Source organism: Micromonospora parastrephiae, assembly GCF_016802865.1.
Taxonomy (GTDB): Bacteria; Actinomycetota; Actinomycetes; order Mycobacteriales; family Micromonosporaceae; genus Micromonospora; species Micromonospora parastrephiae.
Window position 1 is genome coordinate 1 of record NZ_JAEVHM010000098.1, and the last position, 21,713, is coordinate 21,713.

17 protein-coding genes and 3 pseudogenes are annotated in these 21,713 nt (G+C 71.5%); 12 read left to right on the forward strand and 8 right to left on the reverse strand.

Annotated elements, in window-relative coordinates; all coding sequences use genetic code 11:
* Positions 1-201 (forward strand): annotated as a pseudogene (locus tag JNW91_RS19210) (C39 family peptidase); the annotation flags it as partial.
* 64 nt (positions 202-265) lie between these two features.
* On the opposite strand, the gene recQ reads toward JNW91_RS19210, so the two are convergent.
* Both recQ and JNW91_RS19220 read right to left on the reverse strand, forming a co-directional pair.
* Entirely contained in the window at positions 266-2,107 is a 1,842-nt protein-coding gene (gene recQ / locus JNW91_RS19215) for a DNA helicase RecQ (protein ID WP_203176924.1), read from the reverse strand.
* 78 nt (positions 2,108-2,185) lie between these two features.
* Positions 2,186-2,530 carry a hypothetical protein gene (locus JNW91_RS19220; RefSeq protein WP_203176925.1) on the reverse strand — a complete coding sequence of 115 codons (345 nt, stop codon included), beginning with the start codon at positions 2,528-2,530 and terminating at the stop codon, positions 2,186-2,188.
* A gap of 252 nt (positions 2,531-2,782) precedes the next feature.
* On the opposite strand from JNW91_RS19220, the gene rapZ reads away from it, so the two are divergent.
* The 8 genes and pseudogenes from rapZ (at position 2,783) to JNW91_RS19260 (ending at position 9,851) form a co-directional block, all read left to right on the forward strand.
* A complete protein-coding gene (gene rapZ, locus JNW91_RS19225) occupies positions 2,783-3,685 on the forward strand; it encodes an RNase adapter RapZ (RefSeq protein ID WP_203176939.1) in 903 nt (300 codons plus the stop codon).
* A pseudogene (locus JNW91_RS19230) lies at positions 3,682-4,721 on the forward strand (gluconeogenesis factor YvcK family protein). Before rapZ ends, JNW91_RS19230 begins: the two are co-directional and overlap by 4 nt.
* A gap of 54 nt (positions 4,722-4,775) precedes the next feature.
* On the forward strand, positions 4,776-5,756 hold the full coding sequence (gene whiA, locus JNW91_RS19235) for a DNA-binding protein WhiA (protein WP_074312802.1): 981 nt from the start codon (positions 4,776-4,778) through the stop codon (positions 5,754-5,756).
* 264 nt (positions 5,757-6,020) lie between these two features.
* Positions 6,021-7,025: a type I glyceraldehyde-3-phosphate dehydrogenase gene (gene gap, locus JNW91_RS19240; RefSeq protein WP_203176926.1), complete on the forward strand. Its 1,005-nt coding sequence runs from the start codon at positions 6,021-6,023 to the stop codon at positions 7,023-7,025.
* Positions 7,022-8,221, forward strand: a complete 1,200-nt coding sequence (locus JNW91_RS19245; protein ID WP_203176927.1) for a phosphoglycerate kinase — start codon at positions 7,022-7,024, stop codon at positions 8,219-8,221. Before gap ends, JNW91_RS19245 begins: the two co-directional genes overlap by 4 nt.
* A complete protein-coding gene (gene tpiA, locus JNW91_RS19250) occupies positions 8,222-9,013 on the forward strand; it encodes a triose-phosphate isomerase (RefSeq protein WP_203176928.1) in 792 nt (263 codons plus the stop codon). It abuts the gene before it with no gap.
* Positions 9,014-9,108: 95 nt separating this feature from the next.
* The gene (secG, locus tag JNW91_RS19255; protein WP_203176929.1) at positions 9,109-9,369 is read left to right on the forward strand and encodes a preprotein translocase subunit SecG; all 261 of its coding nucleotides are present in this window, start codon (positions 9,109-9,111) and stop codon (positions 9,367-9,369) included.
* 140 nt (positions 9,370-9,509) lie between these two features.
* Positions 9,510-9,851, forward strand: a complete 342-nt coding sequence (locus JNW91_RS19260; RefSeq protein ID WP_203176930.1) for an RNA polymerase-binding protein RbpA — start codon at positions 9,510-9,512, stop codon at positions 9,849-9,851.
* 21 nt (positions 9,852-9,872) lie between these two features.
* Here the strand turns inward: JNW91_RS19260 and pgl are convergent, their stop codons facing one another.
* The 6 genes and pseudogenes from pgl to tkt all read right to left on the reverse strand — a co-directional run bounded on the left by pgl (position 9,873) and on the right by tkt (position 18,640).
* Positions 9,873-10,643, reverse strand: coding sequence for a 6-phosphogluconolactonase (pgl, locus tag JNW91_RS19265; RefSeq protein WP_203176931.1), 771 nt, complete (start codon positions 10,641-10,643; stop codon positions 9,873-9,875).
* A gap of 149 nt (positions 10,644-10,792) precedes the next feature.
* On the reverse strand, positions 10,793-11,809 hold the full coding sequence (locus tag JNW91_RS19270; protein ID WP_203176932.1) for a glucose-6-phosphate dehydrogenase assembly protein OpcA: 1,017 nt from the start codon (positions 11,807-11,809) through the stop codon (positions 10,793-10,795).
* Between the two features lie 43 nt (positions 11,810-11,852).
* Positions 11,853-13,367 (reverse strand): glucose-6-phosphate dehydrogenase, encoded by a 1,515-nt coding sequence (zwf, locus tag JNW91_RS19275; protein ID WP_203176933.1) that lies wholly within the window; start codon positions 13,365-13,367, stop codon positions 11,853-11,855.
* Between the two features lie 218 nt (positions 13,368-13,585).
* Positions 13,586-15,234: pseudogene (locus tag JNW91_RS19280) on the reverse strand (glucose-6-phosphate isomerase).
* Positions 15,235-15,310: 76 nt separating this feature from the next.
* A complete protein-coding gene (tal, locus tag JNW91_RS19285) occupies positions 15,311-16,486 on the reverse strand; it encodes a transaldolase (RefSeq protein ID WP_203176934.1) in 1,176 nt (391 codons plus the stop codon).
* A gap of 15 nt (positions 16,487-16,501) precedes the next feature.
* Complete coding sequence (gene tkt, locus JNW91_RS19290) at positions 16,502-18,640, reverse strand: transketolase (RefSeq protein WP_203176935.1); 2,139 nt, start codon at positions 18,638-18,640, stop codon at positions 16,502-16,504.
* A gap of 265 nt (positions 18,641-18,905) precedes the next feature.
* On the opposite strand from tkt, the gene JNW91_RS19295 reads away from it, so the two are divergent.
* The 3 genes from JNW91_RS19295 to JNW91_RS19305 all read left to right on the forward strand — a co-directional run bounded on the left by JNW91_RS19295 (position 18,906) and on the right by JNW91_RS19305 (position 21,427).
* The gene (locus JNW91_RS19295; protein ID WP_203176936.1) at positions 18,906-19,859 is read left to right on the forward strand and encodes a heme o synthase; all 954 of its coding nucleotides are present in this window, start codon (positions 18,906-18,908) and stop codon (positions 19,857-19,859) included.
* Between the two features lie 297 nt (positions 19,860-20,156).
* A complete protein-coding gene (locus JNW91_RS19300) occupies positions 20,157-20,492 on the forward strand; it encodes a hypothetical protein (RefSeq protein ID WP_203176937.1) in 336 nt (111 codons plus the stop codon).
* A gap of 14 nt (positions 20,493-20,506) precedes the next feature.
* Positions 20,507-21,427 carry an ATP-grasp domain-containing protein gene (locus JNW91_RS19305; RefSeq protein ID WP_203176938.1) on the forward strand — a complete coding sequence of 307 codons (921 nt, stop codon included), beginning with the start codon at positions 20,507-20,509 and terminating at the stop codon, positions 21,425-21,427.
* Positions 21,428-21,713 lie beyond the last annotated feature (286 nt).

Here is a 21,713-nt window from a genome sequence, read left to right on the forward strand (position 1 = left end):
AACATCGCCGGCACCAGCACCGACACCGACGGCACCACCCACTCCTACGAAGGCGGGCACTACATCAGCGTCGTCGGCTACCGCGACGGTGGCGACACCGTCAAGATCGCCGACTCCGCCGACCCCAACACCGCCTCCTACTGGATCACCGTCGAACACCTCGCCGACTGGATCGCCACCCGCGGCTACTCCACCAACTGACCCACACCACCACCACGACCGAAAGGGCCGGACCCCACCAGGGGCCCGGCCTTTCGACATGCGGTCAGTCGGTGGCGAGGACGGCCAGGATCTGCTCGCCGTACTTGGCGAGCTTGTTCTCGCCGACGCCGCTGACCCGAGACAGCTCGGCCAGCGTGCCCGGCGCGTCGCTGGCGATCTGCCGCAGCGTGGCGTCGTGGAAGATCACGTACGCCGGGACGCCCTGCTCCTTGGCCGTGGCCGCCCGCCAGCCGCGCAGGCGCTCGAAGACCGGCGCGGCGGCCGGGGTCAGCTCGGCGACGACCGTGGCGGAGCCGCGGGGCTTCGACGAGCGGCTGGACGCCGGCCTCTCCGGCTCGCGGCGCATCGTGACGGTACGGCGGCGGCCCAGCACATCGGCGCTGGCCTCGGTCAGCGCCAGCGTGCCGTAGTCGCCCTCCACGGCGAGCAGCCCTTCGGCGAGCAGCTGCCGGACCACACCCCGCCACTCGGCCTCGCTCAACTCGGAGCCGATGCCGAAGACGGTCAGTGCGTCGTGACCGTACTGGCTGATCTTGTCGGTCTGCTTGCCGAGCAGGATGTCGATGCAGTGCCCGGCGCCGAACCGCTGGTTGCGTTCGCGGTCGAGACGGAAGACGGTGGAGAGCAACTTCTGGGCGGCGACCGTGCCGTCCCAGGACTCCGGCGGGGTGAGGCAGGTGTCGCAGTTGCCGCAGGCGGTTGTCGACGGCTCGCCGAAGTATTCGAGCAGCTGGACCCGCCGGCAGCGCACCGTCTCGCACAGGGCGAGCATCGCGTCCAGGTGGGTGGCGAGGTTGCGTCGGTGCGCGAGGTCACCGTCGGACGTCTCGATCATCTTGCGCTGCTGGACCACGTCCTGGAGCCCGTACGCCAGCCAGGCCGTGGACGGCAGGCCGTCCCGGCCGGCGCGGCCGGTCTCCTGGTAGTAGCCCTCCACCGACTTGGGCAGATCGAGGTGGGCGACGAAGCGTACGTCGGGCTTGTCGATGCCCATGCCGAAGGCGATGGTGGCCACCATGACGAGGCCGTCCTCGCGCAGGAAGCGTTGCTGGTTGGCGGCGCGGGTGGCCGCGTCCAGGCCGGCGTGGTACGGCAGGGCGGCGATGCCGTTGGCGACGAGGAACTCGGCGGTCTTGTCCACCGAGGCGCGGGACAGGCAGTAGACGATGCCGGCGTCGCCGGGATGCTCGTCGCGCAGCAGGGCCAGCAGCTGCTTGCGCGGCTCCCGCTTGGGCACGATCCGGTACTGGATGTTGGGCCGGTCGAAGCTGGCCACGAAGTGCCGTGCGTCATCCAGCTTGAGCCGGGTGGCGATCTCGGTGCGGGTGGCGCTCGTCGCGGTGGCGGTCAGCGCGATCCGGGGAACCTGCGGCCAACGTTCGTGCAGCATCGACAGCGCGAGGTAGTCGGGGCGGAAGTCGTGCCCCCACTGGGACACGCAGTGCGCCTCGTCGATCGCGAACAGGGAGATGCGCCCCCGATCCAGCAGGGCGAGGGTGGACCGGACGCCGAGCGCCTCCGGCGCCAGGTAGAGCAGGTCCAGTTCGCCGGCGACGAAGGCCGCCTCGACCCGGCGTCGGGCGTCGAGGGTCTGGGTCGAGTTGAGGAAGCCGGCGCGGACGCCGACCGCGGTGAGCGCGTCCACCTGGTCCTGCATGAGCGCGATCAGCGGCGACACGACAACCGCGACGCCGTCGCGGACCAGCGCCGGGATCTGGTAGCACAGCGACTTGCCGCCACCGGTGGGCATGAGCACCAGCGCGTCGCCACCGGCGACCACGTGGTCGATCACCTCCTGCTGGAAGCCGCGGAAGGCGTCGTACCCGAACACCCGGCGCAGCACCGGCAGCGCGTCCTCGGTCCGCAGGTCGGTGGGGGAAGCCATCCGCGGAGTCTACGAGCCGTCCCCGACAGCGCACGCCCGGCGCACCCGAGCCGCGGGCGCGCCGGGTGTGCGCGGCGGTCAGCCGGGCTGGCTGGACCGGTTCGCCAGGCCGCGCGGCGGAGCCTTCATCCCGACCACGATGTCGACGATCTCGATGTAGCGGGCCTTGCCACCCATCCGGAACGCCGTGGCCGCCGCGTTGATCTCCTCAAGGGTGTCGGCCTCGACCATGGTGACCTGGTCGTACTTGCCGTTCACCCCGGTGCAGACGACGTGGGTGAGTTGCTTGGCGAAGCGGCCCAGGTCCCGGGCGTGTTCGGCGGAAACCTCGTGGATGCCCTCCCGGCCGAGGGCGAAGTACTCCGGGCTGATTCGCATGAAGAGGAAGCCGACGTATGTGTTCTTGTCCGCCAGGTCGTGCATCGCACCCTCCCAGATGTCGTTCTGACCTGCGACGATAACGGTGAGCGTATTGACAGTTACTGATCGTCATCAAGGGTGGTGGCTGTCGGGAGGGCGACCGAGGGCCGTTGCCGGCCAGGCGACCGGTGCCGGGTGCCCGGCACGGCCGGGCGGCGGGATAGAGTCGCTGATTGACCAATCGCGGCCGACGGCGGCCGCGGCGCCACGGTTTGGGGGGTACGGGTGAGCGAGGCGCGCACAGCCGCGGACCGGATCGACGCCCCGACGGGCGCCGACGGGCAGGCGACGGCAGAGTCGGAGACCACGCTGGTGGTGGTCACGGGGCTCTCCGGCGGCGGCCGCAGCACCGTCGCCCGCGCGTTGGAGAACGTCGGCTACTACGTGGTGGACAACCTGCCGCAGGCGCTGATGCTCGATATGGCCGAGTTGGCGTTCAAGGCCGGGGGAGCGGCCCGGCGTACGGCCATGGTGTTGGACGTCCGCTCGCGGGCCTTCTCCACCGACCTGGCCGGGGCGATCCGCGAACTCAAGGAGCGTGGCTTCTCGCCCCGGGTGGTCTTCGTCGACGCCGACGACGAGGTGCTGATCCGGCGGTTCGAGAGTGTGCGCCGGTCGCACCCGTTGCAGGGCGAGGGGCGGCTGGCCGACGGCATCGCCGTGGAACGCGGGCTGCTGGAGGAGGCCCGCGACCAGGCCGACGTGATCATCGACACCAGCCACCTGAACGTCAACCAGCTCCGTCGGCGCATCGAGGAGCTGTTCGGCGGCGAGGACGCCCGCCGGCTGCGGGTCACCGTGCTGTCGTTCGGCTTCAAGTACGGCCTGCCGCCGGACGCCGACTTCGTGCTGGACGCCCGGTTCCTGCCCAACCCGTACTGGGTGCCGGAGCTGCGCGAGCACACCGGGCGCGAGGAGGCGGTCAGCGCGTACGTGCTGGGCCAGGAGGGCGCGGACGCTTTCGTCGCCTCGTACGCCGACCTGGTCAACGCCACCACGACCGGGTTCGCGCGGGAGGGCAAGCGGTACCTGACGGTCGCCGTGGGCTGCACCGGCGGCAAGCACCGCAGCGTGGCCATCGCCGAGGAGCTGGCCGGTCGGCTGCGCCAGTCCGGGCTGGCGGCCAACGCACAGCACCGCGACCTGGGGCGGGAATGACGGCGCGCCGGGTGGTGGCGTTCGGCGGCGGGCACGGACTGTCCGCGTCGCTGCGTGCGCTTCGCCACTGCGCCCCGGAACTCGACCTGGACATCACCGCGGTGGTCACGGTCGGCGACGACGGCGGCTCCAGCGGCCGGCTGCGCGCCGAGCGCGGCGGTCTGCCCCCGGGCGACCTGCGGCAGGCTCTGGTCGCGCTGGCCGGTGACCACCCGGCGACCCGGCGCAGCGCCGGGCTGTTCCAGCACCGCTTCGCGGCCGTGCCGGTCGGCGTACCCGAGGCCGGTGCGACGGACCCGGCGCCGACCGCCGACCCGGGTGACGCCGACCCGCTGACCGGCCGTGCCGACGGGCTGGCCGGGCACGCGGTGGGCAACCTGGTGCTCTGCGGCCTGATGGAGCTGCTCGGTGACCCGGTGGCGGCGCTGGAGCACGCCGGCGCGATGCTCGGCGCGATCGGCCGGGTGCTGCCGATGTCCCGCCAGCCGGTCGGCATCGAGGCCCGGGTGCGCGGCGCGACCCGGCCGCCCCCGACGAGGTGCGCACGGTGCGCGGCCAGCACCAGGTGGCGGTCACCACCGGACGGGTCGAGTCGCTGCGGCTCACCCCGACGGCCCCGGCGGCCTGCGCGGAGGCGCTCGCCGCGATCGGCGCGGCGGACTGGTTGATTTTCGGGCCGGGCAGTTGGTACACCAGTGTGCTGCCGCACCTGCTGGTGCCGCAGCTCGCCGACGCGATCGTGTCCAGCTCGGCCCGACGGCTGGTCACCCTGAACCTCGCCGCGGAGAAGGAGACCCTCGGGCTCTCCGTCGCCGACCATCTCGCGGCGCTGCGCTGGTACCTTCCCGAGCTCAAGGTGGATCTCGTGCTGGCCGACGCCAAGGCGGTGGGTGACCCCGATCCGGTCGAACGTGCGGCAGAATCGCTGGGTGCCCGCCTGGTCCTCGCCCCCGTCGCCGTCACCGACGGCACTCCCCGCCATGATCCGGCTGCCCTGGGCGCCGCGCTGGTGCCTGTCCTGGGCGCCGATCGTTAGACACGTACGTAATCTCCGGCGACACGCCGGAACCGGTCCGTGAGGGGACGCACAATGGCGATGACGGCTGCGGTCAAGGACGAGCTGAGTCGGGTCGACGTGCCCAAGCCCTGCTGTCGGCGGGCGGAGATGGCTGCGCTGCTGCGCTTCGCCGGTGGGCTGCACATCGTCTCCGGCCGCGTGGTGGTGGAGGCTGAGCTGGACACCGGGGCGGTGGCCCGCCGGCTGCGGCGGGAGATCGCCGAGGTCTACGGCTACCCCAGCGAGATCCACGTGCTGGCCTCCGGCGGGCTGCGCAAGGGCAGCCACTTCATCGTCCGGGTGGTCAAGGACGGCGAGGCCCTCGCCCGGCAGACCGGCCTGCTGGACGTGCGCGGTCGCCCGGTGCGCGGGCTGCCCCCGCACGTCGTGGCCGCGAACGTCTGCTGCGCGGTGTCCGCGTGGCGTGGGGCGTTCATGGCGCACGGCTCGCTCACCGAGCCCGGCCGCTCCAGCGCCCTGGAGATCACCTGCCCGGGGCCGGAGTCGGCGCTCGCGCTGGTCGGCGCGGCCCGCCGCATCGGCATCACGGCGAAGAACCGTGAGGTACGCGGGGTGGACCGGGTGGTGGTCAAGGACGGCGACGCCATCGCCGCGCTGCTCACCCGCATCGGCGCCCACTCGAGCGTGCTCGCCTGGGAGGAGCGGCGGGTCCGCCGCGAGGTGCGGGCCACCGCCAACCGGCTGGCGAACTTCGACGACGCGAACCTGCGCCGCTCCGCGCGTGCCGCCGTGGCCGCCGCCGCGCGGGTGACCCGTGCGCTGGAGATCCTCGCCGACGAGGCGCCCAACCACCTGACCGACGCCGGTCGGCTGCGCCTGGAGCACCGGCAGGCGTCGCTGGAGGAGCTGGGAGCGCTCGCCGAGCCACCGCTGACCAAGGACGCCATCGCCGGGCGGATCCGCCGGCTGCTGGCGCTGGCCGACAAGCGGGCCCGGGACCTGGGCATCCCGGATACCGAAGCAGCCGTCACGCCCGACATGCTCGTGGTCTGATAGGACGGTGGGGCCGCGCGGTGCGCCCGGGGCACGACCCGGCGCAGCGCGGTGTCGCACGCTCGGATAGGGTCGCTGCGTACGGCAAGGGGGCCGACACACAGGCACTCCTCGTCGTGCCCACCGCCTCGGGCGGTCAGGTCCTCAGACCGCGGCGGGGTGGCCGAGATGAACCGTCAACGGCCGGCTCCAACGGTCGGCGCACACCACTCCGCCGGCCCGTTGTCTGAAGCCGGCGGACCAGAACGCGAGGAGATGGGACCTGTGACCATCCGGGTTGGCATCAACGGCTTCGGCCGGATCGGCCGTAACTTCTTCCGGGCAGTGCTGGCGTCCGACGCCGACATCGAGGTCGTGGCGGTGAACGACCTGACCGACAACGCCACGCTCGCCCACCTGCTCAAGTACGACAGCATCCTGGGTCGCCTCCCGTACGAGGTGAAGGCCACCGCCGACGAGATCACCGTCGGTGGCAGGACCATCAAGGCGTACGCCGAGAAGGACCCGGCGGCGCTGCCGTGGGGCGAGGTCGGCGCCGACGTCGTCATCGAGTCGACCGGTTTCTTCACCGACGCCACCAAGGCCAAGGCGCACGTCGACGGCGGCGCCAAGAAGGTCATCATCTCCGCTCCGGCGAAGAACGAGGACGTCACCGTCGTCATGGGTGTCAACCACGACACCTACGACCCGGCGAAGCACACCATCATCTCCAACGCCTCGTGCACCACGAACTGCCTCGCTCCGATGGCGAAGGTTCTGCACGACACGTTCGGCATCCAGCACGGTCTGATGACGACGATCCACGCGTACACCCAGGATCAGAACCTCCAGGACGCTCCGCACAAGGACCTCCGCCGGGCCCGGGCCGCCGCGCTGAACATCGTGCCGACCTCGACCGGTGCGGCCAAGGCCATCGGCCTGGTGCTGCCGGACCTCAAGGGCAAGCTCGACGGGTACGCGCTGCGGGTGCCGATCCCGACCGGCTCGGTCACCGACCTGACCGTCAACGTGGGTCGTGAGACCACCGTGGACGAGGTCAACGCCGCGCTGAAGGCCGCCGCGGACGGCCCGCTCAAGGGCATCCTGGTCTACAACGAGGACCCGATCGTCTCCACCGACATCGTCACCGACCCGGCGTCGTGCATCTTCGACGCGCCGCTGACCAAGGTCGTCGGCAACCAGGTCAAGGTCGTCGGCTGGTACGACAACGAGTGGGGTTACTCCAACCGCCTGGTGGACCTGGTCAAGCTGGTGGGTTCATCGCTGTGAGCATCCGGACCCTCGACGACCTGCTCGCCGAGGGGGTGTCGGGTCGGCGCGTGCTGGTGCGCGCCGACCTGAACGTCCCGCTCGACAAGCAGTCCGGTGACATCACCGACGACGGCCGGATCCGCGCGGTGCTGCCGACGCTCGGCGCGCTGGTCTCCGCCGGCGCGAAGGTGGTCGTCTGCTCGCACCTGGGCCGCCCGAAGGGCGCGCCGGACCCGCAGTTCAGCCTCCGCCCGGTCGCCGGGCGGCTCGGTGAGCTGCTGGGCGCGCCGGTGCGCTTCGCCGAGGACACCGTGGGTGACTCGGCCCGTTCCACCGTCGCCGGCCTGGCCGACGGCCAGGTCGCCCTGTTGGAGAACCTGCGTTTCAACGCCGGTGAGACCAGCAAGGACGACGCCGAGCGGGACGCCTTCGCCGACCAGCTCGCCGCGTTCGGTGACGCGTACGTCGACGACGCGTTCGGCGCCGTGCACCGCAAGCACGCCAGCGTGTACGACGTGCCGGCCCGGCTGCCGCACGTGTCGGGCCGGTTGGTGCTGCGTGAGGTCGAGGTGCTCTCCAAGCTCACCGGCAGCCCCGAGCGGCCGTACGTGGTGGTGCTCGGTGGTTCCAAGGTCTCCGACAAGCTGGCGGTGATCGAGGCGCTGCTGCCGACGGTCGACCGGCTGCTCATCGGTGGCGGGATGTGCTTCACCTTCCTCAAGGCCCAGGGCCTGGAGGTGGGCACCTCGCTGCTGGAGAAGGACATGGTGGAGACCTGCGGTAACCTGCTGGAGCGGTCCGGCGGCAAGATCATGCTCCCGGTCGACGTGGTGGTGGCGGACGCGTTCGCCCCGGACGCCGCGCACGACACGGTCCGCGTCGACGGCATCCCGAGTCACCGGCTGGGCCTGGACGTCGGCCCGGAGACGGTGGCCGGCTTCGCCGCCGCGCTGTCCCAGGCGAAGACGATCTTCTGGAACGGGCCGATGGGCGTGTTCGAGATGGCCGCGTTCGCGGCCGGCACCCGGGGGATCGCCGAGGCGATCACCAAGGCCGACGCGTTCAGCGTCGTCGGCGGCGGCGACTCGGCGGCGGCGGTTCGTGCGCTCGGCCTGGACGAGTCGTCCTTCGGGCACATCTCCACCGGGGGCGGCGCCTCCCTGGAATACCTCGAGGGCAAGACCCTCCCCGGCATCGCGGCCCTGGAGAACTGAATGGCGAGCACCACCCGCCGGCCGTTGATGGCCGGCAACTGGAAGATGAACCTCAACCACCTCGAGGCCAACCTGCTGGTGCAGAAGCTGGCCGCGAGCCTCACCGAGAAGCAGCTCACCGAGGTGGAGACGGTCGTGTTGCCGCCCTTCACCGACCTGCGCACCGTGCAGACCGCGGTGGACGGGGACAAGCTGCTGATCGGCTACGGCGGGCAGGACCTCTCCCCGCACGCCTCGGGCGCGTACACCGGCGACATCTCCGGCGCGATGCTGGCCAAGTTGGGCTGCACGTACGTGGTGGTCGGGCACTCCGAGCGGCGCGCCTTCCACCACGAGGACGACGTCCATGTCAACGCCAAGGTGAAGGCGGCGTTGACGCACGGCCTGACCCCGATCCTCTGCGTGGGGGAAGGGCTGGACGTGCGCGAGCAGGGCACCCATGTGGCGCACTGCGCCGACCAGCTCGACGGCGGCCTCGCCGGGCTCACCCCCGAGCAGGTGCGGCAGGTCGTGATCGCGTACGAGCCGGTCTGGGCGATCGGCACCGGCAAGACCGCGACGCCGGAGGACGCCCAGGAGGTCTGCGGGGCGGTCCGCCAGCGGTTGGCGGAGCGTTTCGACCAGGACACCGCCGACCAGGTCCGGGTCCTCTACGGCGGCTCGGTCAAGGCGTCCAACGTCGCCTCGATCATGGCGCAGCCGGACGTGGACGGTGCTCTGGTGGGGGGCGCCAGCCTGGACGCGGAGGAATTCGCTCAGATCTGTCGCTTCCCCGAGCACATCGCCCGCTGATCGCTCGCTATCCTTGACACCGCCCGTCCACCGGCCGGTGCCATCGTGCCCGACCTGTCCGGGCGAGGATCGCTACGAGAGGACTGCCCCCAGCCATGCCGATCTGGTTCGCATACACGTTGATCGTGTTGCTGGTCATCACGAGCGTTCTGCTCACCCTGCTGATCCTGCTGCACCGCGGTAAGGGCGGCGGGTTGTCGAGCATGTTCGGCGGTGGGGTCAGCTCCAGCCTCGCCGGTTCCTCGGTGGCGGAGAAGAACCTGGATCGTTACACCGTTCTGGTGAGCATCGTCTGGTTCGCCGCCATCGTCGGGCTCGGCCTCTGGCTCCGCCTCCAGATGAACAGCGGCGCCTGAGCAGGCCCGTCAAGTCGTACAATCTGCGCGCGGTCCGTCACTCGACGGGCCGCGCGCAGGCTTTTACCCGCTGCACCGCGTCGCCCGCCGTCCACCCCTCGAAGACGGTGGGTCCCCTCCGACGACAGGAGCGAGCAGCCGTGCCCAGTGGCAACATCATCCGCGGCGCCCGGGTCGGGTCGGCGCCCGTCCGCCCCGACGAACGGCACCAACCCGCACCCCGACAGGACGTCACCTACTGGTGCCGCAACGACCATCGGATCAACATCCGGATCGCCGCGGACGTCGCGCCGCCGCCGCTCTGGGACTGCCCCCGGTGCGGGCTGCCCGCCGGCCAGGACGAACAGAACCCGCCCGGCCGGGTCCGCGCCGAGCCGTACAAGAGCCATCTGGCGTACGTGAAGGAGCGGCGCACCGCCGAGGAGGGGGAGGCTCTGCTCAACGAGGCGTTGGCCGCGCTACGCCGCCGCCGGGGCGAGTAGACGGCGGCTGAGGCCCCGCCCCTAGCGCAGGCTGCGGAGGCGGGTCGGCACGTCGGCCGCCGCGGCCCGGTCCAGCAGCCAGCGGGTACGGTCCACGCCGTGCACCCCGGCCGCCGGCAACTGCACCGGCCCGGCGCCGGCCAGCGCCATGCCCACCGCGCGGGCCTTGTCGGCGCCGCCGGCGACCAACCAGACCTCCTCGGCCGTGTTGATCGCGGCGAGGGTGAGGGTCGTGCGCACCGGCGGGGGCTTCGGGCTGCCCCGCACCGCGCTGACCGGCCGGTTGTCGTAGTGCACCGGGTGCTCGGGGAAGACCGACGCGACGTGCCCGTCCTCCCCGACGCCCAGCATCAGCACGTCGAAGTGCGGCAGCGCGGCGTGCCCCGGCCGTGCGGCGCGAGCCAACTCCTCGGCGTACGCCGCGGCGGCCGCCTCGGGGTCGTTGCCGGCCGGGCCGTCGGACGCCGGCATCGGGTGCACCCGGTCGGGGTTCAGCGGCACCACGTCCAGCAGGGCGGCCCGCGCCTGGGTCTCGTTGCGCTCCGGGTCGCCGACGGGCAGGAACCGTTCGTCGCCCCACCACACGTCGACGCGGGACCAGTCCACCGCGTCGCGGGCCGGCAGGGTCGCGACCGCCCGGTACACGGCCGCGGCGATACGACCACCGGTGAGCACCACCGCGGCCTCACCCCGGTCGGCCTGCGCGTCGAGCAGCTTCACCAGCAGCCGGGCCGCCACTGCCTGCGCCAGCAGGTCGGTGTCGGCGTGGACGGCGACACTCGCCTCACTCATGGGTTGTGCCTTCCCGACCGCTGCGCGGTCGCTGTCGCGTCGTGCCCGGGCGGTACGCCCGGGTGGCGGGGCAGGTGCCCCGAGGGTGTCGGGGCGGGCCCGGGGATCCCCCCGGCCCCGCCCCCGACGCCGTGCCCCCGACAGGGGGCTCAGCTCTCGCCGCTCGTGCCGGCGTGCGCGGTGACCCCGGCCTCGGCGCGTTGCGCGGTGGCCGGATCCTTCCAGACGTGCACCCGCTGCGGGGGACGCTGCTCCAGGCCGCGCAGCCCGGCGGTCGCGCCCAGCGCCTCGGCGTACACCTGGTCGGCGTCGAGACGGCGCAGCTCCTCGGCCAGCTCGTCGCCGAGCGGTCGACGGACCAGCGGCAGCGTCCGGTCGTCCTGGCCGGTCCGCCGGAACACCGCCAGGCTGTCCTCCCGGGTCAACGTGAGCTGGTCGCCGTTGGCGCAGGTCAACTGCACCTCCCGCATCCGGGGGAACTCGTCGCTGTCCACCCGGCGCGGGGTGATGCCGAGCCGGCTGGACAGCCAGCCGATCATCAGCGTCGCCGTCGGGTCCTTGGGCGGCGCGACGACGGTCGCCTCGGTGACCTTCGCCTCGGTGGTGTCGAACGCCCCCGCGACGAGGGTTCGCCACGGTGTGATCCGGGTCCACGCCAGGTCGGTGTCACCCGGGGCGTAGTCCCGGGCCCGCTGCCGCAGCGCCTCCTGCGGGTCGGCGGCCTGCGCCGTGTCGGTGATCCTCCGGTCCGCGACCACACCGAGGAAGTCGGTGGCGATCTCCGCCGGCGGTTCGCCGTGCCACCAGGTGACCACCGGCACGTCCGGAACGAGCAGCGGCATCACCACCGACTCGGCGTGCAGGGCCAGCCGCCCGTACATCCGGGTGACCACCGCCTCGCACGGGCCGAGCCGGCCACCGACCACGATCTCCGCGTCCAGCCGGTTGCGTTCCCGCTCGATGTCGGAGCGGACCACCACCACCAGCCGACACGGGTGTGCGGCGGCGGCGATGGTCGCCGCCGCCTCCGCCTCGCGGACCCGCCGCTCGTCCACCACCACGATGAGGGTGAGCGCCATGCCGCTGGCCACCCCACCGGCGCTGCGCCGCTCGGCGGCGAGCGCCTTGACCACCTCGTTGCCGGTGGTGTCCCACAGCCCGATCACGGGAGCCTCCTGCTTCGCTCGCTGTGCCTGCCGGTTCGCCCGCTCACGCCCGCCGCCAGGCGCGGCCCTCGCGGGCCAGCATCTCGTCGGCCGCCCGCGGCCCCCACTCACCGGCGCGGTACGGCTCCGGCGTGGTGCCCTCCCAGGCGTGCTCCAGCGGATCGATCACCTGCCAGCTCTGCTCGACCTCGGCCGCGTCGGGGAACAGGGTGCGGTCGCCGATCAGCACGTCCAACACCAGACGCTCGTACGCCTCCGGGCTGGACTCGGTGAACGCCTCGCCGTACTGGAAGTCCATCGCGATGTCGCGGACCTCCATCGTGGTGCCCGGCACCTTCGAGCCGAACTTGAGCACCACACCCTCGTCCGGCTGCACCCGGATGACCAGCTGGTTGTTGCCCAGCGACTCCATGTCGGCGTCGTTGAACGGCAGGTGCGGCGCCTTCTTGAACATGATGGCGACCTCGGTGACCCGCCGCGGCAGCCGCTTGCCGGCCCGGATGTAGAACGGCACCTCGGCCCAGCGGCGGTTCTGGATGCCCAGCCGCACCGCCACGTACGTCTCGGTGGTGGAGTCGGCGGGGACGTCCTGCTCCTCCCGGTAGCCGACCGCGCGTTCGCCGCCCACCCAGCCGGGCAGGTACTGGCCGCGTACGGTGTCGCGGGCCACGTCCCTGGGCAGGGTGATCGCCTTGAGCACCTTCAGCTTCTCGGCCCGGATCTCGTCGGCGTCGAAGCTGGTCGGTTCCTCCATCGCCACCAGGGCGAGGAGCTGGAGCAGGTGGTTCTGCAGGACGTCACGGGCGGTGCCGACGGTGTCGTAGAAACCGGCGCGGGTGCCGATCCCGACGTCCTCGGCCATGGTGATCTGCACCGAGTCGACGTACTTGGAATTCCACAGCGGCTCGAACAGGTTGTTGGCGAACCGCAGGGCGAGGATGTTCTGGACCGTCTCCTTGCCCAGGTAGTGGTCGATGCGGAAGACGTCCTCCCGGGTGAAGACGTCGTCGACCAGGTCGTTGAGCGCCTTCGCCGACGGCAGGTCGTTGCCGAACGGCTTCTCCACCACGACCCGACGCCAACCGCCGGACTTCTCGTTGTCGGCCATCCCGGTGCGGGCCAGCTGCTTGAGCACGACGGGGAACGCGGCCGGCGGGATCGAGAAGTAGAACGCCGCGTTGCCGGTGATGCCGTGGCTCTGGCGCAGGTCGTCCAGCGTCGAGGCGAGGGTGTCGAAGGCCGCGTCGTCGTCGAACGACCCGCCGACGAACTTGATGTTGCCGGCCAGGCGTGCCCACACCTCGTCCCGCCACGGGGTACGGGCGTGCTTGCGCGCCGCCTCGCAGGCGAGGGTCTCGAAGTCGCCGTCACCCCAGTCGCGGCGCGCGAAGCCGAGCACCACGAAACCGGGCGGCAGCAGCCCCCGGTTGGCCAGGTCGTAGACGGCGGGGAGCAGCTTCTTTCGTGCCAGGTCCCCGGTCACCCCGAAGATCACCAGAGCGCAGGGCTCCGGGATCCGGGGCAACCGGCGGTCCTGCGGGTCGCGTAGCGGGTTCACCGAGCCACCTTCGGTTCGCGCTTGCGGGGCTCGCAACCCCGGCTCACTCCTCGCGCTCACGGAGCCACCTTCGGTTCGCGACTGCGGGGCTCGCAACCCCGGCTCACTCCTCGCGCTCACGGAGCCACCTCGGTTCGCGACTGCGGGGCTCGCAACCCCGGCTCACTCCTCGCGCTCACGGTGCCCCCTCGCTTCCGCTTCAGTCACATCGTCCATCCTCACGCCCGCAGCTCACCGGCCGCGTCGAGCAGTTGGGTGACGCCGGCGGCCCGGTCGGTCAGGTGCAGCCGCAGCACGGGCCGCTCCCGACCCGCTAGGGCCTGCCGGTCGCCGGCGGCCTGCGCGGCCTGCAACTCACCGAATGTGTACGGCTTGCCGGGCACGTCCAGGTCCTCGGCGACCGCGCCGGTCACCTGCAGGTAGCTGCCGACCTGCGGGCCGCCCTTGTGGTACTGGCCGGTCGAGTGCAGGAACCGCGGCCCCCAGCCGAAGGTGACCGGTCGGCCGGCCGCCTCGGCCAGCAGCGGCCGCAGCCGGGCCGCGTCGGCGTCGGCGAACCGGTCGAGGTACGCCATGACGGCCAGGTAGCCGTCGTCGCCCAGCCCGTCGAGCAGCCACCGCAGCACGCCGGCCAGGTCACCGGGCGCGCCCTGCGGCGCGTACACCTCGATCGCGCCCTCGGTGAACGACGGCGTCTCCGCCGGCAGACCCGAGGCGAGGATCTTGTTGGTGTTCTCCTTGGACTCGGTGACGTTCGGCTGGTTGAACGGGTCGATGCCGAGCACGACGCCGGCCACGGCCGTGGCGTACTCCCAGGCGAGGAACTGCGCGCCGAGCGGGCCGTTGACCGCAACGTCCGGGTCGGTGCCACCGCCCGGCACGTCGCCGGGGGCCAGCGCGCCGCCGTAGGTGACGGTCAGCACGTCGGACCCGGTGGCGCCGGGGCTCTGCGGGGATTCCACCACCACCGGCAGGATGCCCACGCCGGCCTTGCCGGTCGACTCGGCGATCAGCTGCTCGGCCCAGTCGCCGAGGCCGTCGATGCCGGTGCCGTCGGAGACCAGCGCGACCTTGTCCCGGGCCAGCGTGGCAGCTGCGCCCAGTGCGGCACCCAGCGCCAGAGCCGGATTGTCCCGGTCCTCGGCGAGCGACGCGGCCAACGCGTCGGCCTGGTCGATCAGCTCCGACACCTCGACACCGGCCAGCGCCGACGGCACCAGCCCGAACGCGGTCAGCGCCGAGTACCGGCCGCCCACGTTCGGGTCGGCGAGCACGGTGAACGCGCCCATCTCGGTCGCGGTGGCCTCCAGCGGCGAGCCAGGGTCGGTGACGATGACGAAGTGCCGGCCGGCCTCCGCCTCGGTCATCCCGGCGTCCAGGAACGCCTGCCAGTACGCGCGCCGGTGGCTGTCGGTCTCCACCGTCGAGCCGGACTTGCTGGCCACCACCACGACGGTGCGCTCCAGCCGGTCACCGAGCGCCGCCCGGACCTGGCCGGGGTCGGTGGTGTCCAGCACGGTCAGCGGCCGGCCCAGCGTCCGGGTGATCACCTCGGGGGCGAGCGACGAGCCGCCCATGCCGGCGAGCACCACGTGGTCCAGGTCGGCCAGCTCCGCGGTCAGCTCGGCGAGCTGCACCAGCAGCTCCCGGCTGCGCCGGTGGGTGTCCACCCAGCCGAGCCGGACCTTCGCCTCGGCCTCGGCGTCCGGACCCCACAGGCTCGGGTCCTTGGCGGCCAGCTTGCCCGGGACGCGGCCTTGACCAGCGCGTCCCGGGTCGAGGCGGGCGCGGACTTGTCGACCGCGTCCGCGCCGTACACGGCGAGCCCGGCGGCAGCCTCCACCGGCCCCGCAAGAAGGTCGCTCATGCCGTCACTCCGCTTCGCTGCGTGCCGTCATGGGGCACCGTCGCACTGAGCTTGCCGATTCGCTCGCTACGCTCGCTCATGCGCCACCGGCCTTCTCGGCGCCCTTGGCGTTGTCCTTGGCCGCCTTGTTCGGAGCACCCTTGCCCTTCGCCGCCGCCTCCAGGGACTTGCGGACGCCGTCGAGCAGCTCCTGCCAGCTGGCCTCGAACTTCTCCACACCCTCGCGCTCCAGGGTGGCGATCACGTCGTCCATGTCCACCCCGACCGACTCCAGGTCCGCGAAGACCTTGCGAGCCGCGTCGTAGGCGCCGGTGATGGTGTCGGCGCGGGTCTCGCCATGATCGGCGTACGCGTCGATGACCGACTCCGGCATGGTGTTGACCGTGCCGGGGGCGATCAGCTCCTCGACGTAGATGACGTCGCGGTAGTCCGGGTTCTTCGTCGAGGTGGACGCCCACAGCGGCCGCTGCGGGTGCGCGCCGGCGGCGGCGAGCGCCTTCCAACGGTCGGAGGAGAACACCTCGCTGTAGCGCTCGTACGCCAGCTGGGCGTTGGCGACGGCGGCCTTGCCCCGCAGGGCCTTGGCCTGCTCGGACCCGATCTTCTCCAGCCGCTTGTCGACCTCGGCGTCGACGCGGGACACGAAGAACGACGCGACCGAGCCGATCTTCGACAGGTCGTGGCCGTTGGCCTTGGCCTGCTCAAGCCCGGCGAGGAACGCCTCCATCACCGCCGAGTAGCGGTCCAGGCCGAAGATCAGCGTCACGTTGACGCTGATCCCCTCGGCCAGCGTGTCGGTGATCGCCGACAGGCCCTCCTCGGTGGCCGGGATCTTGATGAAGAGGTTCGGGCGGTCGACCAGCCACCACAGGGCCTTGGCCTCGGCCACCGTCCGGTCGCTGTCGTGCGCCACCCGGGGGTCCACCTCGATGGAGACCCGACCGTCGACGCCCTCGCTGCCGTCGTACGACGGCCGCATCACGTCGCAGGCCCACCGCACGTCGTACGTGGTGAGCATGCGCACCGACTCCTCGACCTCCACCCCACGGGTGGCGAGGTCGCGCAGTTGCCAGTTGTACTCGTCGGCGTCGCTCAACGCCTTCGCGAAGATCGTCGGGTTGGTGGTGACACCGGCCACGTGCTTCTCACGGCGGAGCTGGTCCAGCCCACCGGAGCTCAAACGCACCCGGGAAAGATCATCGAGCCAGACCGCCACACCCGCGGCGGTGAGCTCATTCAGCTTGTCGGTCATGCCGTTCACGCTCCCTCAGTTTCCGGTCGTGAAACCGGTGATGTCGCCCACCCGGGTCAGTGAGGCGTGTGCCGCCGCCACGATCCGGTCGGGGGTGAACCCGAACTGCTCGAAGAGCACGGTGTGCGGAGCGCTCGCTCCGTAGTGCTCCAGGCTGACGCTCTCGCCGAGGTCGCCGACGACCCCGCGCCAGGACATCGCGATGCCCGCCTCCACGCTCACCCGTGCCTTTACCCCGCGTGGGAGCACCGACTCCCGGTACGCCTCGTCCTGCTCGTAGAACCACTCCTGGCAGGGCATCGAGACCACCCGGGTCGGGGTGCCGTCGGCCTCCAGCCGCTCCCGGGCGGTCAGGCAGAGCTGCACCTCGGAGCCGGTGCCGACGATGATCACCTGCGGCTTGCCGTTGGACGCCTCGGCCAGCACGTAGCCGCCCTTCGCCACACCGTCCGCGCCACCCAGGACGTCACGGTCCAGGGTCGGCAGCGGCTGGCGGCTCAGCGCCATGGCCGTCGGCCGGTCGGTGTGCTCCAGCGCCAGCCGCCACGCCCAGGCCGTCTCGTTGGCGTCGGCCGGCCGGACCACGTCCAGGCCCGGGATGGCACGCAGCGCGGTCAGGTGCTCCACCGGCTGGTGGGTCGGGCCGTCCTCGCCGAGACCGATCGAGTCGTGCGTCCAGACGTAGGTCACCGGCAGCTTCATCAGCGCGGCCAGCCGCACCGACGGGCGCATGTAGTCGCTGAACACCAGGAAGGTGCCGCCGTACGGGCGGGTGCCGCCGTGCAGGGCGATGCCGTTGAGGATCGCGCCCATGGCGTGCTCACGGATGCCGAAGTGCAGCGTGCGGCCGTACTCGTGACCGGGGAAGTCCTTCGTGGCGTGCGAGGCCGGGATGAACGACGGCTCGCCCTTCATGGTGGTGTTGTTGCTCTCGGCCAGGTCGGCCGAGCCGCCCCACAGCTCCGGCAGCACCGGCGCGAGCGCCTCCAGCACCTTGCCGGACGCCGCCCGGGTGGCCACACCCTTGGCGTCGGCGGGGAAGACCGGCAGCGCGTTGGTCCAGCCGTCCGGCAGCACCCGGCCGGCCATCCGCTCGTAGAGCGCGGTGCGCTCCGGGTTGGCCTTCTTCCAGGCGTCGAACGCGGTGGTCCACTCCTGCTGGGCGTCGGAGCCGCGGCTCATCACCGTGCGGGCGTGCCCGAGCACCTCCTCGTCGACCTCGAAGGTCTGCTCCGGGTCGAAGCCGAGGATCCGCTTGGTGGCCTTCACCTCGTCGGCGCCGAGCGCCGAACCGTGGATCTTGCCGGTGTTCTGCTTGTTGGGCGCGGGCCAGCCGATGATGGTGCGCAGCGCGATGAACGAGGGACGGCCGGTCTCCGCCTTGGCGGCCAGCAGCGCGCGGTGCAGCGCCCCGGCGTCCTCGTGGTAGTCACCCTGGTCGGCGTCGCCGCTGCGCCAGTCGACCGTCTGCACGTGCCAGCCGTACGCCTCGTAGCGGGCCGCCACGTCCTCGCTCTTGGCGATGCGGGTGTCGTCCTCGATCGAGATCTCGTTGTCGTCGTAGACCACCGTGAGGTTGCCCAGCTGCTGGTGCCCGGCGAGGGCGCTGGCCTCGTGGCTGATGCCCTCCTCGATGTCGCCGTCGGAGACGATGCACCAGATGTTGTGGTCGAAGACCGACGCGCCGGGCTCGGCCTCCGGGTCGAACAGGCCGCGCTCGCGGCGGGCCGCCATCGCCATGCCGACCGCGTTGCCCAGGCCCTGCCCGAGCGGGCCGGTGGTGGTCTCCACGCCCGGGGTGTGCCCGTGCTCGGGGTGACCCGGGGTGAGCGAACCCCACTGCCGCAGCGACTTCAGGTCGGACAGGCTCAGCGGGTAGCCGGACAGGAACAGCTGGATGTAGAGAGTCAGACTGGAGTGCCCGGCGGAGAGCACGAACCGGTCCCGACCGGGCCAGTTCGGGTCGGCCGGGTTGTGCCGCATGACCCGGTTGAAAAGGAGGTAGGCCGCGGGCGCCAGGCTCATCGCGGTGCCCGGGTGGCCGTTGCCGGATTTCTCCACGGCATCCATGGCCAGGACGCGGACGGTGTCGACAGCCCGGCGATCGAGGTCGGACCAGTTGAGTTCAGATTGCTCGGGTCGGTTGGCAGCCACGATGGTTGTGCTCCTCGGCAGATGGGCGGAACCCTCACTGGTGACCCTATCGAGCGGGCCTAAACGTCCGCCCACGGATCTGTGCATGGTGTGCGGTACGTGACGGCGCGCCGAGTCGTTCAACCCGGTGGTGTGACGGCCCGCACCGTTGTCGGGTCGACCGGGCAGGCAAAACGACAACGCGTAGTGTGTGGGTCGGTGTGCGGTCCCCGAGCGGGCCGGGCCGACCCGATCTCCCCGTGCCGATGCCGGAAGGTGGCAATCCGTGAGCATGATCACCGAGCGCCCCGCGAGCAACCCCGCCGGGCAGTCCCCGGCGCGGGCGGCCGAGGGTCCGGTGGCGCGGCGGGACGTACGCGCGATCGTTTCGGCGTACGTGGCGCTCACCAAGCCGCGCATCGTCGAGCTGCTGCTGGTCACCACCGTGCCGGCGATGATGCTCGCCGACGGTGGTCTGCCGCCGCTGTGGCTGATGGCCGTGGTGCTGATCGGCGGCTCGCTCGCCGCGGGCGCGGCCAGCGTGCTCAACTGCTACATCGACCGGGACATCGACCAGTTGATGCGGCGTACCAAGCGTCGGCCGCTGCCGGCGCACACGGTGTCGCCGCGCAGCGCCCTGGTCTTCGGTCTGGTGCTGGCGGCGATCTCGATCGTCCTGATGGCGGCGTTCACCAACCTGCTCGCCGCCGGGTTGACGCTCGCCGCGATCCTCTACTACGACGTCGTCTACACCCTGTGGCTCAAGCGCTCCACCCCGACGAACACGTTCTGGGGTGGCGCCTGCGGGGCCGCTCCGGTGCTCATCGGCTGGGCGGCGGTGACCGGCACGCTGGCGCCGGCCGCGTGGGGGCTGTTCGCGGTCGTCTTCTTCTGGCAGATGCCGCACTTCTACCCGCTCGCCATGAAGTACAAGGACGACTACGCGCGGGCCGGGATCCCGATGCTGCCGGTGGTGGCCTCCACCCGCCGGGTGAACGCCGAGATCCTGATCTTCGCCTGGCTCACCGTGCTGACCTCCCTGGCGGTCTGGCCGCTGGGGCTCAGCGCGATCTACGGCGTGCCGACCCTGGTCGTGGGCGCGGTCTTCCTGGTCGAGGCGCACCGGCTCTGCCGCCGCGCGACGCGTGCCGAGGCCGTCAAGCCGATGCGGCTGTTCCACTGGTCGACGACGTACCTGACGATCGTCTTCGTGGCCGTCGCGCTCGACGCGCTGATCTGATTCCGGCCCGGTCCCTCGGTCGACGGCCGCGCCGCCGGTGGTGACGACTCGTCGACTAAGCATCATCATGGATGACTTGTCCGGGTTTAACGTCACATCAGAGTAACTTTCGGCATGAGCCGGATCGGCTCAACCTGCGGCGGTTGGGCACCGGTTTGCCGGTACACTGTGGACCCATAAGTCCGGAAAAAACCGGACAGGAAATCTGTGTTCTCCCTTAAACCTGTTGGTAATTGGCATCACAAAAGCTTCATGGTTCTCGCACGGCCGAGTGGAACTCTGCTTAGGCTTCGCGTCATGGCAGATGGTTCCGATACGACGCTGACGGCCGAGCAGACCGGCGGCGAGCAGGCCCCGCAGGGTCTGGTCGCCGGCCTCAAGGCGTTCGCCGCCGGACACGGTGGAGCTAAGGCGGTCATCGAGTACGTCGGCAAGCGTGGCGCGCGGATCGTCCTCGTGGGTTCCGACGGTGAGTGGGGCGACCACTTCGCCGACGACACCGTCACCGCCCGGGAGGCGTGCGCCAAGGCGGGAGTCACCGTCGAGAACGCCTGGGAGCGTGAACTGATGGACCAGATGCGTCCGAGCAACGACCTCTGGCGGTCGATGGCCCGGCGCACGATGGCCCGTTGAGATAGACAGCTGAATTGACCGACCGCCACAAGTCGACCCGGGGGAAACCCCGGGTCGCTCTCGTCACCTGCACCAAGCTGGCCGACCTCGACCCGGACGACCGGCTGGTCCTCGCGCCGCTCGCCGCCCGGGGCGCCACCGTCGAGGCGCCCGTCTGGGACGACCCCGACGTCGACTGGTCCTCCTACGACCTGGTCGTGCTCCGCTCACCATGGGACTACGCGCTGCGCCGCGACGAGTTCGTCGCCTGGGCCGCGTCCGTTCCGGCGCTGGTCAACCCGGCCGACGTGGTGCGCTGGAACACCGACAAGCGCTACCTCGCCGAGCTGAACGCGGCGGGCGTGCCCACCGTGCCGACCTCCTGGGTCGGGCCGGGGGAGAGCTGGCAGCCGCCCGCCGACACCGGCGAGTACGTCATCAAGCCGGCGGTCAGCGCCGGCAGCCAGGACACCGGCCGGTACGACCTGGCCGACCCGGAGCACCGTGACCTGGCCGTGGCACACGTACGCCGGCTGTCCACCGCCGGGCGGACGACCATGGTCCAGCCGTACCTGAGTGCCGTCGACACCGAGGGCGAGACGGCACTGCTTTTCCTGGCCGGCCCGGACGGGCTCGCGTTCAGCCACGCCATCCGCAAGGGTCCGATGCTGACCGGGCCGAACCTCGGACCGGACGGGCTCTACAAGGCCGAGGAGATCAGTGCCCGTACGGCACGACCGGACCAGCTGGCGGTCGCCGAACGGACCCTCGCCACCGTGCCCGGCGGGACGCGGCAGCTGCTCTACGCCCGGGTCGACCTGATCCCCGGCCCGGACGGCGACCCCATCCTGGTCGAGCTGGAGCTGACCGAGCCGTCGCTGTTCATCGGGTACGCCGACGGCGCCCCCGACCGCCTCGCCACCGCGATCACCACTCACCTGGCCCGCCGCGCCTGACGGCGGCCGTCAGCGCGCTCGACGGCGGCCGTCGCGGCCACCGTCGGGACCAAGATCCGCGCAACTTCACTGACGTTGGTGCCTCGGCGCGCCAGGACCCAGCATTTTCCCTGAAGTTGCGCGGATCTTGCGGCCGTGACACCCGCATTCCGGACAGCGGACAGCGGGGTGACGCGTGGGGCCGGTGGGAGCGTCCACGCCGGCAAGATCGTGCAACATCCGGGTGTAGTGGTATCCCGCGCGCCCGACCCCCCTCCATCCAGGATCGAGCACGATCTGGGCGCGG

Bases quoted from the DNA above. Each gene is read 5' to 3' on its own strand.
- recQ (WP_203176924.1), bottom strand. From the start codon at position 2,107: ATGGCTTCCCCCACCGACCTGCGGACCGAGGACGCGCTGCCGGTGCTG.
- JNW91_RS19220 (WP_203176925.1), bottom strand. From the start codon at position 2,530: ATGCACGACCTGGCGGACAAGAACACATACGTCGGCTTCCTCTTCATG.
- whiA (WP_074312802.1), top strand. From the start codon at position 4,776: ATGGCGATGACGGCTGCGGTCAAGGACGAGCTGAGTCGGGTCGACGTG.
- tpiA (WP_203176928.1), top strand. From the start codon at position 8,222: ATGGCGAGCACCACCCGCCGGCCGTTGATGGCCGGCAACTGGAAGATG.
- secG (WP_203176929.1), top strand. From the start codon at position 9,109: ATGCCGATCTGGTTCGCATACACGTTGATCGTGTTGCTGGTCATCACG.
- pgl (WP_203176931.1), bottom strand. From the start codon at position 10,643: ATGAGTGAGGCGAGTGTCGCCGTCCACGCCGACACCGACCTGCTGGCG.
- tal (WP_203176934.1), bottom strand. From the start codon at position 16,486: ATGACCGACAAGCTGAATGAGCTCACCGCCGCGGGTGTGGCGGTCTGG.
- JNW91_RS19300 (WP_203176937.1), top strand. From the start codon at position 20,157: ATGGCAGATGGTTCCGATACGACGCTGACGGCCGAGCAGACCGGCGGC.